11 protein-coding genes are annotated in these 14,072 nt (G+C 57.1%); 4 read left to right on the top strand and 7 right to left on the bottom strand.

The annotated features are described in order from the left end of the window. Window positions 1-18: 18 nt before the first annotated feature. The 6 genes from NYE85_RS17450 to yebS all read right to left on the bottom strand — a co-directional run bounded on the left by NYE85_RS17450 (window position 19) and on the right by yebS (window position 7,270). The gene (locus tag NYE85_RS17450) at window positions 19-552 is read right to left on the bottom strand and encodes a spore coat U domain-containing protein (RefSeq protein WP_309600878.1); all 534 of its coding nucleotides are present in this window, start codon (window positions 550-552) and stop codon (window positions 19-21) included. An 11-nt stretch (window positions 553-563) separates the two neighbouring features. Continuing rightward, the gene (locus tag NYE85_RS17445) at window positions 564-1,067 is read right to left on the bottom strand and encodes a spore coat U domain-containing protein (protein ID WP_259005983.1); all 504 of its coding nucleotides are present in this window, start codon (window positions 1,065-1,067) and stop codon (window positions 564-566) included. Next, a complete protein-coding gene (locus NYE85_RS17440) occupies window positions 1,068-1,598 on the bottom strand; it encodes a spore coat U domain-containing protein (protein WP_259005982.1) in 531 nt (176 codons plus the stop codon). A gap of 273 nt (window positions 1,599-1,871) precedes the next feature. Beyond that, window positions 1,872-3,314 (bottom strand): 16S rRNA (cytosine(1407)-C(5))-methyltransferase RsmF, encoded by a 1,443-nt coding sequence (gene rsmF / locus NYE85_RS17435; RefSeq protein ID WP_259005981.1) that lies wholly within the window; start codon window positions 3,312-3,314, stop codon window positions 1,872-1,874. A gap of 106 nt (window positions 3,315-3,420) precedes the next feature. Further along, a complete protein-coding gene (locus NYE85_RS17430; RefSeq protein WP_259005980.1) occupies window positions 3,421-6,054 on the bottom strand; it encodes a PqiB family protein in 2,634 nt (877 codons plus the stop codon). Continuing rightward, window positions 6,023-7,270, bottom strand: a complete 1,248-nt coding sequence (yebS, locus tag NYE85_RS17425) for a membrane integrity lipid transport subunit YebS (RefSeq protein WP_259006362.1) — start codon at window positions 7,268-7,270, stop codon at window positions 6,023-6,025. Before yebS ends, NYE85_RS17430 begins: the two co-directional genes overlap by 32 nt. 249 nt (window positions 7,271-7,519) lie before the next feature. On the opposite strand from yebS, the gene NYE85_RS17420 reads away from it, so the two are divergent. From NYE85_RS17420 to htpX, 4 genes are all read left to right on the top strand, one after another. After that, window positions 7,520-8,017 (top strand): GAF domain-containing protein, encoded by a 498-nt coding sequence (locus tag NYE85_RS17420; protein ID WP_259005979.1) that lies wholly within the window; start codon window positions 7,520-7,522, stop codon window positions 8,015-8,017. 96 nt (window positions 8,018-8,113) lie between these two features. Beyond that, entirely contained in the window at window positions 8,114-8,824 is a 711-nt protein-coding gene (gene proQ / locus NYE85_RS17415) for an RNA chaperone ProQ (RefSeq protein ID WP_259005978.1), read from the top strand. Window positions 8,825-8,843: 19 nt separating this feature from the next. Further along, window positions 8,844-10,895, top strand: a complete 2,052-nt coding sequence (gene prc / locus NYE85_RS17410; RefSeq protein ID WP_259005977.1) for a carboxy terminal-processing peptidase — start codon at window positions 8,844-8,846, stop codon at window positions 10,893-10,895. 776 nt (window positions 10,896-11,671) lie between these two features. Beyond that, the gene (htpX, locus tag NYE85_RS17405) at window positions 11,672-12,550 is read left to right on the top strand and encodes a protease HtpX (protein ID WP_259005976.1); all 879 of its coding nucleotides are present in this window, start codon (window positions 11,672-11,674) and stop codon (window positions 12,548-12,550) included. Between the two features lie 55 nt (window positions 12,551-12,605). Here the strand turns inward: htpX and NYE85_RS17400 are convergent, their stop codons facing one another. Then, window positions 12,606-13,997, bottom strand: coding sequence for an MFS transporter (locus NYE85_RS17400; protein WP_259006361.1), 1,392 nt, complete (start codon window positions 13,995-13,997; stop codon window positions 12,606-12,608). Between the last annotated feature and the right edge of the window lie 75 nt (window positions 13,998-14,072).

Genomic DNA, 14,072 nt, shown 5'->3' with positions numbered 1-14,072 from the left:
TGTTATCCTTTGCAAAAATTAATAGGTGACCGTTAACAAGACCGTATCTCTGTAAATGCCACTGCTGGGCAAGATACTGGCCGCAAACAAACGTGCATAAATCTTGATTTCCTGCGAACTGCCGGAGGCGGTGATCCGTTGTGCCGCACCACCGTTGCTGTCGTCTCCCCAAATGATGGAGTAGTTGCTGTCCTGGTAGAGCTGGTAAACCAGCGTTTCGGTGCCGGCGTCCTTTTGCAGTTTGCGTCCGCCGGTGACGGAGCCGCTAACATGGTTGCCGATGCCTAATGTCAGCGTGACGCTCAGGCCTGGGTTGCATTTCATCACCACCGATCCGGCGTTGACGCTCGACACGATGCTAAGGTTGCCGCTCAGGGTAGCTACCTGGCCAAAATTCAGGTTGCCGAAGGTGGTAGCATCGCTGGCGCCGTTGCCCAGCAGGCAGCCTTTGACCACCGACGCGTTAACGGTAAACGCCTGGCTTTTGCTCAGATCGTTGACGCCGGTATCGGCAGACGCCGCCAGCGAGCACAGACCCAGCGCGATGGCCATACCGTATTTGCCTACCAATTTATCGTCACCTGTACCGTGTCGGTATAAATGCCGGTGGCTGGGGTGGCTTGTGCAGGGATGCGGCCATATACCGCTAGCCACTGATCTTGTCCGTTGGCGACCTGGGTGACGCCGGTCTGGTCGTCCCACACCACGCTGTAGCTGGCGCTGGTATAGAGGCCGTAGTTCACCCGCTGTCCGGCGGCGTTTTGCAAATAGCGGGCGGTGGGGGTCCCGCTTTGCCCGCCGCCCAGTAACACCGCATAGCCAGTGCCGCTGTTGCATTTGACCCTGATGGCACCGGCATTTTGCTGGCCGGTGGTGGTCAGCGCGCGATGCAGAAAAGAGACCGTGCCGAAATCCAACGAGCCAAAATTTACGTTGCTGCCGGCGTTGCTGCCGGCCTCGCAGGCATTGACCAGCGTGGCGCTGACGCCAATGCTGGCGCTTTTGCTATCGGCCGATGCGCCGAGACTGAATGCCAGCATCGCTGCGGCAACCGCCGCTCGACGCACCTACCAGCTCACCGTCATGGTCACCGTATCGTTATAAGCGCCTTCCGCCGGCGTGGAGGAGGCCGCCGGTACGCGGCCATAGACAATCAGCGGTTGTGCCGCGCCGCTGCCGGTGCCGGTCAGCGTGCCGTCGGTATCATTCCAGGGCTGGCTATGTGCAGCGTCGCGGTACAGGTTGTAATTGATAAAGGCACCGGCGGTGCTGGCCATGCGCCGCTGCGTACCGGTCGCGTTAAGCCCGTTATTCAGCGCGACGGTATAGTCGGTGCCGTCGGTACATTCCAACGCCAACGTACCTGCGCCGCCGCTACCGCTTGAACTGGCATCGATGATATTAGCGAGGGAAGAATAGGTGCCGAAATTTATCGCTCCGAAGTCGTTGACGGAGCCGGCGCTGTTACCGCCATTCACCACGCAGCCGGCGCCGATGGTCAGGCTGACGCCTAGATTGCCTTGAATGGTGCCTGCCTGCAGCGGAAAGATGCAGATTGCCGTCGCCGCTGAACACAGCGTCGCCAAGATTTTTTTCATAAATTACCCTTGCTGTGAAATGTTTAAAAAAATAACCAACGTTGACGGCTGCGGCTGGCAACCGGCGTATGACATTTTTTGTACACTTTAATTAATAGATTAAGAAACGGTAAAAGTCTGTGTCAGACACAAAAATCTTTCCAGGTGGAATTAAGGCAAATAACCAAGGGGGGAGAATTAAATTGATACGGAATAAATAATATAAATTGAAATAATCATACGGAGCAGAAAGTGAGTCGGCGGCAAGATATCGAGATTGCCGCCGGAGGGAAGTTACTGATGGAAATCCAGTACGCCGTCACGCACCAGTTCACGCGGCAGATTGTTTTTGATCCGGCTGCCGATACGTTTGGCGATGCCCAACGGTTGATGCTGATAGGTGACGATGCATTCATCACCCTGCGGCGGCCGATCGGGATACAGGTCGCGGCCGTGAAACCACTCCTGCGCCAGCGCGGCGTCCAGCTCAAAGGCCAGTTTCCCGTGGCCATCGGCCAATGCCAGCACCGCCTCGTGTTGCCAGCGGAAGCCTTTCGGGAAGCGTTCTGCCAGTTTCAGGCCAATACGTGAGAAGCGCACCTTGCCGATCAGCGGCTCCAGCTCGGCCGGGAATAACCAGATTTCCTTATCGCGCGCCCAAAGCCGATGGTCATGCCGATCCCAGTTCAGGCCAACGGCTGCCGCCGCCTGTTGCACCAGGGCACCGTCTTTGCCGGACAGCGGTGAGAAGGGGAATTTGCCCACCTTATAGCCTGGCTTTGGCAGCGGGGCAACCGCATGGTGCTTGCGCAGGCGTGCGACAAAGAACCCTTCGCTGTCATAGATTTGCGGGAATACGTGCAGGAAACCTTCGGCGGTCAAGGCCTGGTGCGCACCAGGGAACAGGTCGCCCAGCGGTTCTACGCTTACCGCCGAGCCATAGTTGGCCAACAGGCTGTTAATCACCTGCTGATTTTCCTGCGCATTGAGCGTACAGGTGGAGTAAACCATCACGCCACCGGGTGCCAGCGCATGGAAGGCGCTGTCGATCAGTTGGCGTTGCGTTTCGGCAATGCTGTGCACGCTTTCCGGCGACCAGTTGCTCATGGCGTCGGGATCCTTGCGCACCACCCCCTCGCCAGAGCAGGGAGCGTCCAGCAGGATGGCGTCAAAGGCCTCCGGTAGCGCAGCGCCGAACACCCGGCCGTCAAAGTGAGTCAGGGCGGCGTTTTTCACTCCACAGCGACTGACGTTGGCATGGAGTACCTTGACGCGGCTGGCGGAGTATTCATTGGCTACAATGCCGCCACGGTTATTCATCAATGCGGCGATCTGGGTGGTTTTGGAGCCGGGAGCGGCCGCGACGTCCAGTACGCGACGGGGCGTTTCGTCGTTTGCGCTGAACAGCGCGCTGACCGGCAGCATGGAGCTGGCTTCCTGAATGTAGAACAGGCCGCTCAGGTGTTCCGCTGCGCTGCCAAGTCGCAGCGCGTCGTCGTCGCGGGTGAGCCAGAAACCTTCTGCGCACCATGGGATCGGCTCCAGTTGCCAGCCGTAGTTCTGCACCAGCGCCAGGAAGTCGCCAACGCTGATTTTCAGCGTATTGACGCGTATGCTGCGGCGTAGCGGGCGTTGGCAGGCGGCGATGAAATCCTCCATCGACAGTTCGGCGGGCATGATCGCGCGCGTGGCGTCGAGAAAGGCAGGGGGCAGAAATACGCTAGCAGGTTTGGCCACGGGTAACTCTTATGGACGGTCAAAATGAGGGCGGCAGTGTAACATAAAGCGATGGCCAGAGAGTATGGGCAGGGCCGCGCGGTGGCAGCCCTGCCGTCAGGTGGGGTTAATTGCGCGGGATCGCCGTTCCCCATTGCTTCCAGTCTTTCGGCTCCTCCGCCGTCAGCAGGAAGTGCTTGCCGGCGTTGGCTTGCGGCGCCAATGGAATGGTCGGTGGCGTCGCGAAGGCAATACCGCCGCGAATGAACTGTTGGAAGGTACCGCTCTTGATCACGCCGCCGGTCAGGCCAAATTGCAGATTGTAGCCGGACGCCAGCCAGAACACGCTGTTATTACGCACCAGGTGCTGGTACTTCTTGCTGATACGCAAGGCGACGTGAACGCGATCGGACATCGCTCCCAGATAGAAACCGGTCACGGTACCCACCTCGATGCCGCGGAACAGCACCGGCGTACCGATTTGCAGCGAGCCGGTTTCTGCCGCATCGAGCACCACGTTCAGGCCGTCCATGTAGCGTGAGTCGGTAATGGTGGCTTCCTGGAGTTCGAAGGTGCGCAGGGCGCGTCCGCTGCGACCCGGTTCGACGTTGATGTACGGTTGCAGCAGGGTATCGAGGTTGCTGACGCCTGCGGCGGAGATTTCCGGTGAGACCACCGAGAAGCGAGTGCCAAAACGGGCGAAGGTATCGACATATTCTGGATACAGTACCGCCTTCGCCAGCACTTCGTTGCGTTCCGGCGCCAGTTTCAGCGACTCGACCTGGCCAATGTCGATACCCAGATAACGAATCGGCATGCCTGGCGACAGCTTGCTGGCGTCGTAGGTGCGGAGCGTAATCTGGCTACCCACCGCACGCGCGGCGGTTTCGTTGGCATACAGCAGTCGTTTGCTGCCTTTGTCCAGCGTCACGCCCTGCAAATTGTCGAAGCTGATGGCGCCTTTCAACGCTCGGTTGAGCGGCGATGCCTGTACCGTCAGCCCGCTGCCGCTGAGCTGCACCTTGGCTCCGCCTTCGGCCCAGAAAATGGTCTGATTGGTCAGCAACTTGCGATATTCCGGGCTGATATAGATATCGACGTCGAATTCGTTTGCCTTAGGCCTGACGTCGACGATTTCGCCTACCTGGAATTTGCGGTATAGCACTACCGAACCGGTTTGCACGTCCGGCAGGCTGTTGGCGGTCAACGTCAGGGTCGGCTTGGGCTTGTTGCCGATGATGCCTGCTTCGGCGCGTTCCGCATTGCTATAGAGCGGGTACTGCGTCGCCGGTTCGCCCTTGCTGCCCGGTATGATGCGCACGCCACCGTCGATCCACTCCTGCGCGCTGGCGCCAAGTACCTCCATACCGTCGAGACCCAGCTTGACGTCTACCCGGCTATTGACCACGAACTTGCTGTCCTTGTGTATCAGTGCACGGTATTGCGCTTCGATCGCCGCGCGGAAGTTGACGCCATCGTCGGTCAGGGTGCGGCTGAGGATCTGGCCGACTCGAATGCCGTGTACGATCAGCGGTTGGCCGACGTCAATGCCGTAGCTCTGCGGCGCCGTCAGCGAGACGGTGAGTACCCCTGGCTGTTGTAGCAGCGTTTCACTGCTGTCCAGCACGTTGAAATGCTGTTGTGGCTCGCCGTCGCCGGGGATCAGTTCCAGCGTGTTGCCGGTCAGCAACTGGCTCAGTTTGGCGTCGTTCAGGCTGATGCGTGGGCTGCGCATGGCAATACGCGTACCGCTGCGCATCAGATCCACCACCGACGGGTCGATGGTCAGTTCGCCGGTGACCTTACTGTCGGGCTGCAACGTCAATTTGGTCAGGGTGCCGACCTGCAGTCCTTGATAGATTAGCGGCGTGTGGTTTTCACTCAGGTTTTTACCACTAGGCAGATCGAGGGTGATGTTGACGCCGCGCTGACTGTGCGCCAGATCGGGATAGAGGGTGTAATTCTGTTCGGCCTTGGCCTGTTTTCCCTGTGGCGGCGAATCGAAGGCGATGGCACCATTCACCAACGCGGCCAGGCTTTCCATTTGCACCGAGGCGCCGGCCAGGCTGAAGTCGCCCTTAAAGCCGGAAACGTTCCAGAAACGGCTGTTGTCCTTCACCAGGTTGGCGAAACGACGATCGATAAGCACGTCAATGGTCACCCCCTTGTTGCCGTCGGCGATGGTGTAGTCATACACCTTGCCCACAGGGATCTTGCGGTAATAGACCAGCGAGCCGGTGTTGAGCGAGCCGAGATCGTCGGCATGCAGGTGCAGCATCAGTTCACCGGTGTTCAGACGGTATTTCGGCTGGGTATCGAGCGCCGTAAAGTGAGTCTGTGGCTGTCCGCCGCCCGGCATCATGCCGATGTAGTTGCCGCCGACCAGCGCATCGAGCCCGGAAACGCCGGCCAGCGAGGCTTTGGGCGTCACCAGCCAGAACTGGGTGCCGTCGCGCAGCGAATCTTCCAGATCGCTTTTTATACTGGCTTCCACCACGATTTTACGCAGATCCTTGCTCAGGCTGATGGTCTGCACGGTACCGACGTCGACGCCCTGATAGCGCACCGGCGTGCGCCCGGCCACGATGCCGGCGGCCGACTGGAAATCAATGGTGACGGTGGTGCCGCGCTCCTGGAAATTGTTATACACCAGCCAGCCGGCAATCAGCAGGGCGATAAATGGCAATAACCAGAAGGGTGAAATGCGGCGCTTGTGTTTGACCCGCGCTTCAGTCGTCGTATTCGGCGTTTCCTGTTGCATGTGCATCCCAAATCAATCGGCTATCCAGCCACTCAACGGCAAGAATAGTCAAAATGACCGCAGACCCAAAGTAAAAGGCTGCCGGCCCCATAGTAAATGATAATAATTGGTCGCGATTTACCAGCGACATCATCAGCGCAATGACAAACAGATCGAGCATTGACCAGCGGCCAATCCACCTCACCAGACGCAGCAGCCGAATGCGTGTCTTCAGGCTGTGCGAGGTTTTGAAATGGATGCTGAACAGCAGGGTGATCAGCACGATGACCTTGGTAAACGGCACCAGTACGCTGGCGATAAACACAATCGCGGCAATCGGAATATTGCCCGAGGTCGCCAGCGAGACTACGCCGGAAAAGATAGTATCCTCCATTCGCGCGCCGTTGGCATAGATAATCGAGATCGGCAGCAGGTTGGCCGGGATCAGCAGGATCATCGCCGCAATCAGTGCCGCCCAGGTTTTTTGCAGGCTGTAGGGCTGGCGGCGGCACATGACAATATGACAGCGCGGGCAACGGCCGCGCGAATCGGGGTAGCCGGTGTAATGGCAGGATAAACAGACGTGCAACGCCGACGGCGCACCTTGCGGCTGTTGCTGCGGGTAATAGCGTTCCCACAGTTGCTCCAGGTTCATATGAATCAGGGTCAGGATGCTGAGTAACGTCAGACAGAGATAGGCAATCAACGCGCTGCCGGCCTCGATGTCGGCATACTCTTTGACTTTTATCGTCGCTACCGCCATGCCGATCAGATAAATATCCAGCATGATCCACTCTTTCAGCCGTTCCAGCATCAGCAACACCGGGCGCAGGTTCATGCCTAGCCGATGACCGATACGCAGATACAGCAGCGACAGCACCAGCGTCAGCGGCGCGCCTATGGTGCAAAATGCCACCATGCTGGCGGTGATCGGGTCGCCCTGGCGACTCATCTGCCAGACGCCCTCCAGCATGCTGGCGTGAATGTGGCTGCCGAGCAGGCGAATGCCGATCAGCGGTTCGGTGAAGGCGAACGGCATCAGCAGCAGCATGGTTACCGCCAGCGCCGTCAGCCGGGTCATCGACCAATCGCGGCCGTTGACCACTTTGGCATTGCAGCGCGGGCAATAAGCGGCCTGGTTGCCCGCCAGTGGCGGCAGGGTAAACAGCAGGTCGCATTCGCAGCAGCGCTGGTGGCGCGCTGTGCTTAGCGGGCCGGTGATCGCGTGTATCTTCATCATCAAAACTGCTCTTTAGCCCGCAGGTCTATTTAGCGTAGCTGGAAAATAACGCCGTCTTTGCCATCGTGTTATAAAGGAAGGCGGCAAAGCAGGTAAACGGGGTTTCTGGCTGGCAAACATACCCTGTCGGGCAGGGTTTTGTGAAGCAACAGATGATTAACCTTGTGACTATACGCATTTAATGCTTATTTTATAGGGGCTAAGCCTCGAGCTTAAGGCTATCTACAGAGTGTTAATGGTTACTACATGACAAAAGAACAATTCTACGCGGAATTAAAACGCGATCTGGTGGCGCTACTTGACGGCGAAACCCATTTCATCGCGGCGCTTGCCAATGCCAGCGCGCTGATCAATGAGCGGCTGGACGAGGTCAACTGGGCCGGCTTTTACCTGATGGACGGCAAGCAGCTGGTGCTTGGGCCGTTCCAGGGTAAAATTGCCTGCGTGCGCATTCCGCTGGGCAAAGGGGTCTGTGGCACCGCCGCAGCAGAAAACCGCATTCAGCGCGTCGGCGATGTGCATGCGTTTCCCGGCCATATCGCCTGTGACGCCGCCAGCAACGCCGAAATCGTGCTGCCGCTGGTGGTTGGCGGCCAGGTGATCGGCGTTCTGGATCTCGACAGCACAGTTTATCAACGGTTCGACGAGCACGACGAATTAGGCCTGAAAGCAGTGGTGGCGGGGCTTTGCGCGCAACTGGAACAGTGTAATTGTGCGAAATACGTCACTGTAGCAGCAAGTTGATCTACGGTTAACGTGGCATTTAGCGATGGCGTCATTATAATGGCGCCTGTTCATGCCTGCGGCTTGTTGGCAACACCGTTGTAATCAGGAAATTTCATGGAAAATCAACCTAAGTTGAACTCTAGTAAAGAAGTTATTGCTTTTCTTGCCGAGCGTTTTCCGCTCTGCTTTAGCGCCGAAGGCGAAGCTCGTCCGCTTAAAATCGGTATTTTTCAGGATCTGGTGGAGCGCGTGCAGGGGGAAGAGAATCTGAGCAAGACGCAATTGCGTTCTGCACTGCGCCTGTATACCTCTAGCTGGCGTTACCTGTATGGCATCAAAGTCGGCGCACAGCGTGTTGACCTGGACGGTAACCCGTGCGGCGAGCTCGAGCAGCAGCATGTCGACCATGCTCGCCAACAGCTTGAAGAAGCCAAAGCGCGCGTTCAGGCACAGCGTGCCGAACAAAACGCCAAAAAACGTGAAGCCGCCGGCGAATCCGCAGCCGCTGAGCCTCGTCGTCCGCGTCCAGCCGGTAAAAAACCTGCCGCTCGTCGTGAAGGCGGCGCTGCACCGGAAGGCCGCAAGCCACGTCCACAAACTCGCCCGCAGCAAGCTCGTCAACCTCGTGCCGCAAAAGAGGAAAACCAGCAGCCTCATGTGCCCGTTACGGATATCTCTAAACTGCAAATTGGCCAGGAAATCAAAGTCAGAGCAGGTAAGAGCGCGATGGATGCAACCGTACTCGAAATCGCTAAAGATGGCGTACGTGTGCAGCTCTCTTCCGGTCTGGCGATGATTGTGCGCGCAGAACACTTGCAGTTCTGATACGGAGGCCAACCAAGGCATGAACAAATTAGTCAGATTAACGGCAGTCGCTGCCTTGATGTGGGCTGGCGTCAGTTACGGTGCGGATACCGCCAACATCCGCATCGACCAACTGCCGCAGCTGCATCAGGAACCGCAGCATGCAACAGTGAGTGAGCGCGTAACATCGCGCTTTACTCGCTCCCATTACCGTCAATTCGCCCTTGATGCCGAATTTTCCGGCAAGATCTTCGATCGCTATCTGAACATGCTGGATTACAGCCACAACGTGTTGCTGGCATCCGATGTAGCGCAGTTCGCCGATAAGCGCCAGTCGTTTGGTGACGAGCTGAAGACCGGTAAGTTGGATACGCCTTATGCGCTGTTTAATCTGGCGCAGAAACGCCGTTTTGAGCGTTACACTTATGCCTTGTCGTTGCTGGGAAAGCCAATGAGCTTTACCGGCAATGACACTATTGATATCGACCGCGGCAAAGCGCCGTGGCCCAAAGACAAGGCCGAACTCGATCGTCTGTGGGATGCCAAGGTCAAATATGACCAACTGAACCTCAAGCTGACCGGCAAGAGCGACAAGGAGATTCGCGAAACGCTGACCAAGCGCTATCAGTTCGCCATCAAACGCCTGACGCAAAGCAACAGCGAAGACGTGTTCCAACTGGCGATGAATGCCTTTGCGCATGAAATCGACCCACATACCAACTATCTGTCGCCACGCAATACCGAACAGTTTAATACCGAAATGAGCCTGTCGCTGGAAGGTATCGGTGCGGTGTTGCAAATGGACGACGACTACACCCTGATCAATTCGATGGTGCCTGGCGGTCCGGCGGCGAAGAGCAAATCGATCACCGTTGGCGATCGGATTGTCGGCGTCGGTCAGGCCGGTAAGGCAATGGTGGACGTCATCGGCTGGCGTCTGGACGACGTTGTTTCACTGATCAAGGGACCGAAGGGCAGCAAGGTGCGCCTGGAAATCCTGCCGGCCGGCAAGGGCACCAAGACGCGCGTGGTCACGCTGACCCGTGAGCGCATTCGCCTGGAAGACCGTGCGGTGAAGATGACCGTCAAAACCGTCGGCAAGGAAAAGATTGCAGTGCTGGATATTCCCGGCTTCTACGTTGGCCTGACCGATGACGTCAAAGTCCAGTTGCAGAAGATGGCCAAGCAGAACGTCAAGGGCGTGATCATCGATCTGCGCGCCAACGGCGGCGGCGCGCTGACCGAAGCCGTCTCGCTGTCCGGTCTGTTTATTCCGAGCGGTCCGGTGGTGCAGGTGCGTGACAACAACGGCAAGATTCGGGAAGATGCCGACACCGATGGCGTGACCTACTACAAAGGCCCGCTGGTGGTGCTGGTTGATCGCTTCAGTGCCTCGGCTTCGGAGATTTTCGCGGCGGCAATGCAGGACTACGGCCGTGCGCTGGTCGTTGGTGAGCCGACGTTTGGTAAAGGCACCGTGCAGCAATATCGTTCACTGAACCGTATCTACGATCAGATGCTGCGCCCTGAATGGCCGGCGCTGGGCTCGGTGCAATACACCATTCAGAAGTTCTACCGCGTTGACGGCGGCAGCACCCAGCGTAAGGGCGTCACGCCTGATATCCTGATGCCAACCGGTGTCGATCCGGCGGAAACCGGCGAAAGCTTTGAGGACAACGCCATGCCGTGGGACAGCATCAACGCCGCCACCTATACCAAGGTCGGCGATATGAAGCCATTTGTGCCTGAACTGCTGAATGACCATCAGCAGCGCATCGCCAAAAATCCCGAGTTCCAGTACATCGCGCAAGACATCGCTCATTACAAGGCGCTGAAGGACAAACGCAACATCGTTTCGCTCAATCTGGCCCAGCGCGAGAAAGAGAACCACGACGACGATGCGACCCGCTTACAGCGTATCAACGATCGTCTGGAACGTGCCGGCAAGAAACCGTTGAAATCGCTGGATGCCTTGCCAAAGGATTACCAGGAGCCGGATCCGTACCTGGATGAAACGGTGCATATCGCCTTGGAACTGTCTCATCTTGAGAAAGATCAGCCCGCTTCACAACCGGCAGCCGCCACCAAATAACGCGGCGCTGGCAGAAAGCAAAAACGCACCTTCGGGTGCGTTTTTTCGTACTGGAATTTGGCGTTAGCCGTGCAGGGATGATTTAATCGTTTTTTGATCGTTGCCAATCCCATTCGCCATGAGCCCAAGCGACGATCATCAGGCAATTGACGATAAACAGAACATCCGGCCATTGAGTAAATCCCGAGGCCAGCGAGAAAGTCGAAACTACTCCGGCTAAACGTACCAACCCTCAGCTGCGTATCATAACGCTATGCTCTCAGTCGCTTGTTTTGCATGTCTTTACGGATAACGTCCAGCCGCTTGTTGATTATTGTCAGCCGCTTGACCAGCGCCGATGAACGGCGCATGCTTTGGCTTTATTTTTGCTTTGCCCCGGTAAATATCCGCGGGCATGATTTGCTGTCAGATATGCCATCATAATAGCCTGGCATAAATGGACGCTAAAAGTGGCGATTGCCCGAGCGGCAATAGTATACCGATGCGAACATAAAGCCATCACCATTCCTATGGATTATGCCTGCTTTGCTACTTGTGGCCCACAATGGCACACTTTTCGTCAACGATATGCCACTCCCGATAACCACGATAAAAACCCACCATTATTCGCAACAATCGTTTACAATTTACGGAACTGGTAAAAAGCGTCGTTTTTGTAAAGTTTCGTATTTTTAGTGGGTTAATGGCGGACAACGCTTGAAACTGTGACAGATGCCCATACGATCTGGGTATCCCAAGCAGCGTTTTGTTAACATTTATGAGGAAGTAAATATTTTATGATGCGTATAGCTCTGTTCCTGCTCACCAACCTGGCGGTGATGTTGGTTTTCGGGCTGGTGCTCAGCCTGACAGGAATCCAGTCCAGTAGCGTTCAGGGCCTGATGATCATGGCTGGTCTGTTCGGCTTCGGCGGTGCGTTTGTTTCTCTGCTGATGTCCAAATGGATGGCGCTGCGTTCCGTCGGCGGGGAAGTGATTGAACAACCGCGTAACGAAACCGAAAACTGGCTGTTGGAAACCGTGCGTCGTCAGTCGCAGCAGGCAGAAATCGCCATGCCGCAGGTGGCTATCTATCATGCGCCGGATATCAACGCATTTGCCACTGGCGCACGTCGCGATGCCTCGCTGGTTGCCGTCAGCACCGGTCTGTTGCAAAACATGAGCCGTGACGAAGCGGAAGCGGTTATCGCACACGAAATCAGCCATGTGGCCAACGGCGACATGGTGACCATGACCTTGATCCAGGGTATCGTGAACACCTTCGTTATCTTTATTTCCCGCCTGTTGGCGCAGGTGGCCGCCGGCTTTCTGGGCAACCGGGACGGTGAAGGCGAAAGCAACGGCAACCCGATGATCTACTTCGCGGTATCAATGGTGCTGGAGCTGGTGTTCGGGATTTTGGCGAGTATCATCACCATGTGGTTCTCGCGTCACCGTGAGTTTTATGCTGATGCCGGCTCCGCCAAACTGGTCGGTCGCGAGAAAATGATTGCCGCACTGCAACGGCTGAAAACCAGCTACGAACCGCAGGAAGCGGGCAGCATGATGGCATTCTGCATCAACGGCAAATCCAAGACATTCAGCGAATTGTTCATGTCGCACCCGCCGCTGGACAAGCGTATTGAAGCGCTGCGTTCCGGGCAATACCTGAAGTAGGGTTAAGCCAGGATATAAACAGAAAACCCCGGGCAACCGGGGTTTTTTATATCTGCTATTTGGCACTCGATTCAACCGTGCCGGCGGGGGATTGCGTCATGCGCAGGCAACTGACCATGGCGGCCAGGGTGGCGAAGCTACCGGCCAGCAGCAACGCCGCGTGGGTCCCGCTGGCGGGGAACAGGTTGAACATCAGCGCCACCAGCGCAGCGCCAGTCGTTTGCCCCAGCAGGCGCGCGGTGCCCAGCATGCCGCTGGCGCCGCCGCTGCGGTGGCGCGGTGCGGAAGAAATAATGGTGTGGTTGTTTGGTGACTGGAACAGTCCAAAGCCTGCGCCACACAATACCATGCGCCAGATAATATCCAGATCGTGTGGGTTCGGCGGTAACAGAGCCAACAGGAACAGCCCGAGCGCAAACACTGCCAGCCCAATACCACCCAGCAGACCGGCGTGAATATGCTCCACCAGCCGTCCGGCCAGCGGCGCCATGACGATAATCGCCAAGGGCCACGGCGTCAGCAATAGCCCGGTAGCTACTTCGTCACGCCCCAATGCGCCTTGCAGGAAGAACGGCAGCGACACCATTGCCAGCATTTGTGCGGCAAAAGAGCAAATGGAGGTCCCCATCGACAGCGCAAAGATCGGGATACGCAGCAAATCTACCGGCAGCAGTGGGGACTCCTGGCGCAGTTGGCGGCGCACGAAGAAGAAGCCAATCAGCAACAGCGCTGCCATTTCAGTGGCAATCAGCCACGGGCTTTGCCCCTGCGCCACGCCACCGATGGCGGTGATCAATAAACCGAACGTCAAGGCGTTCATCACTGAGCTGAGCGGATCAAAGCGCTGTTGGCTGCTCTTCTGACCGTTGGCCGGCAAATAGCGCATGCCTAGCAGCAAGGCGACAATGCCAATCGGCAGATTGATGGCGAACAACCATTGCCACGATGCCAGCGACAGGATCGCTGCGGCCACCGTAGGGCCGGCGGCAGATGCGAAGGCGACGATCAGCGAGTTGATGCCGATGCCTCGGCCAAGAAAACGCTGCGGATAAATAATACGGATCAGCGCGGTATTGACGCTCATGATCGCCGCCGCGCCAAAGCCTTGCAATATGCGGGCGATGGTCAGGGTGAGTAGTGAATCGGACAGGGCGCAAAACAGCGAGGTAATGCTGAAGACCAGCAGGCCGGTCTGATAAATGCGTCGATAGCCAATTAAATCTCCCAGTGAAGCCAGCGACAGCAGCGATATGGTAATCGCCAACTGATAGGCATTGACGACCCAGATTGAACTGGCGGGGCTGGCGTTGAGATCGCGGGCAATGGTCGGTAGCGCCACATTGGCAATCGCGCCATCGAGCACGGAAACGGTAATGCCGAGAGCAATGGCCAGGATCGCCCCGTAGCGCTGTGGGACGGGCAAACCGTCGGTGCAGGAACGCGTCATAGTATTGAGAATGAGTAAACTCTGAAAAGGTGACCATGCTAACAGTTTTATTGCCGAATTCATCTGCCATTTATC

Source organism: Serratia sp. AKBS12 (assembly GCF_024793895.1).
In the GTDB taxonomy this organism is placed as follows: domain Bacteria; phylum Pseudomonadota; class Gammaproteobacteria; order Enterobacterales; family Enterobacteriaceae; genus Serratia_F.
The sequence above is the reverse complement of the archived record's forward strand: the minus strand, read 5'-3'. Positions and strand labels throughout refer to the sequence as shown.

Coding starts and splice junctions, on each gene's coding strand:
- NYE85_RS17440 (WP_259005982.1), bottom strand. CDS start 1,598: ATGAAAAAAATCTTGGCGACGCTGTGTTCAGCGGCGACGGCAATCTGC.
- NYE85_RS17400 (WP_259006361.1), bottom strand. CDS start 13,997: ATGACGCGTTCCTGCACCGACGGTTTGCCCGTCCCACAGCGCTACGGG.
- NYE85_RS17430 (WP_259005980.1), bottom strand. CDS start 6,054: ATGCAACAGGAAACGCCGAATACGACGACTGAAGCGCGGGTCAAACAC.
- NYE85_RS17420 (WP_259005979.1), top strand. CDS start 7,520: ATGACAAAAGAACAATTCTACGCGGAATTAAAACGCGATCTGGTGGCG.
- htpX (WP_259005976.1), top strand. CDS start 11,672: ATGATGCGTATAGCTCTGTTCCTGCTCACCAACCTGGCGGTGATGTTG.
- prc (WP_259005977.1), top strand. CDS start 8,844: ATGAACAAATTAGTCAGATTAACGGCAGTCGCTGCCTTGATGTGGGCT.
- yebS (WP_259006362.1), bottom strand. CDS start 7,270: ATGAAGATACACGCGATCACCGGCCCGCTAAGCACAGCGCGCCACCAG.
- NYE85_RS17450 (WP_309600878.1), bottom strand. CDS start 552: ATGGCCATCGCGCTGGGTCTGTGCTCGCTGGCGGCGTCTGCCGATACC.
- proQ (WP_259005978.1), top strand. CDS start 8,114: ATGGAAAATCAACCTAAGTTGAACTCTAGTAAAGAAGTTATTGCTTTT.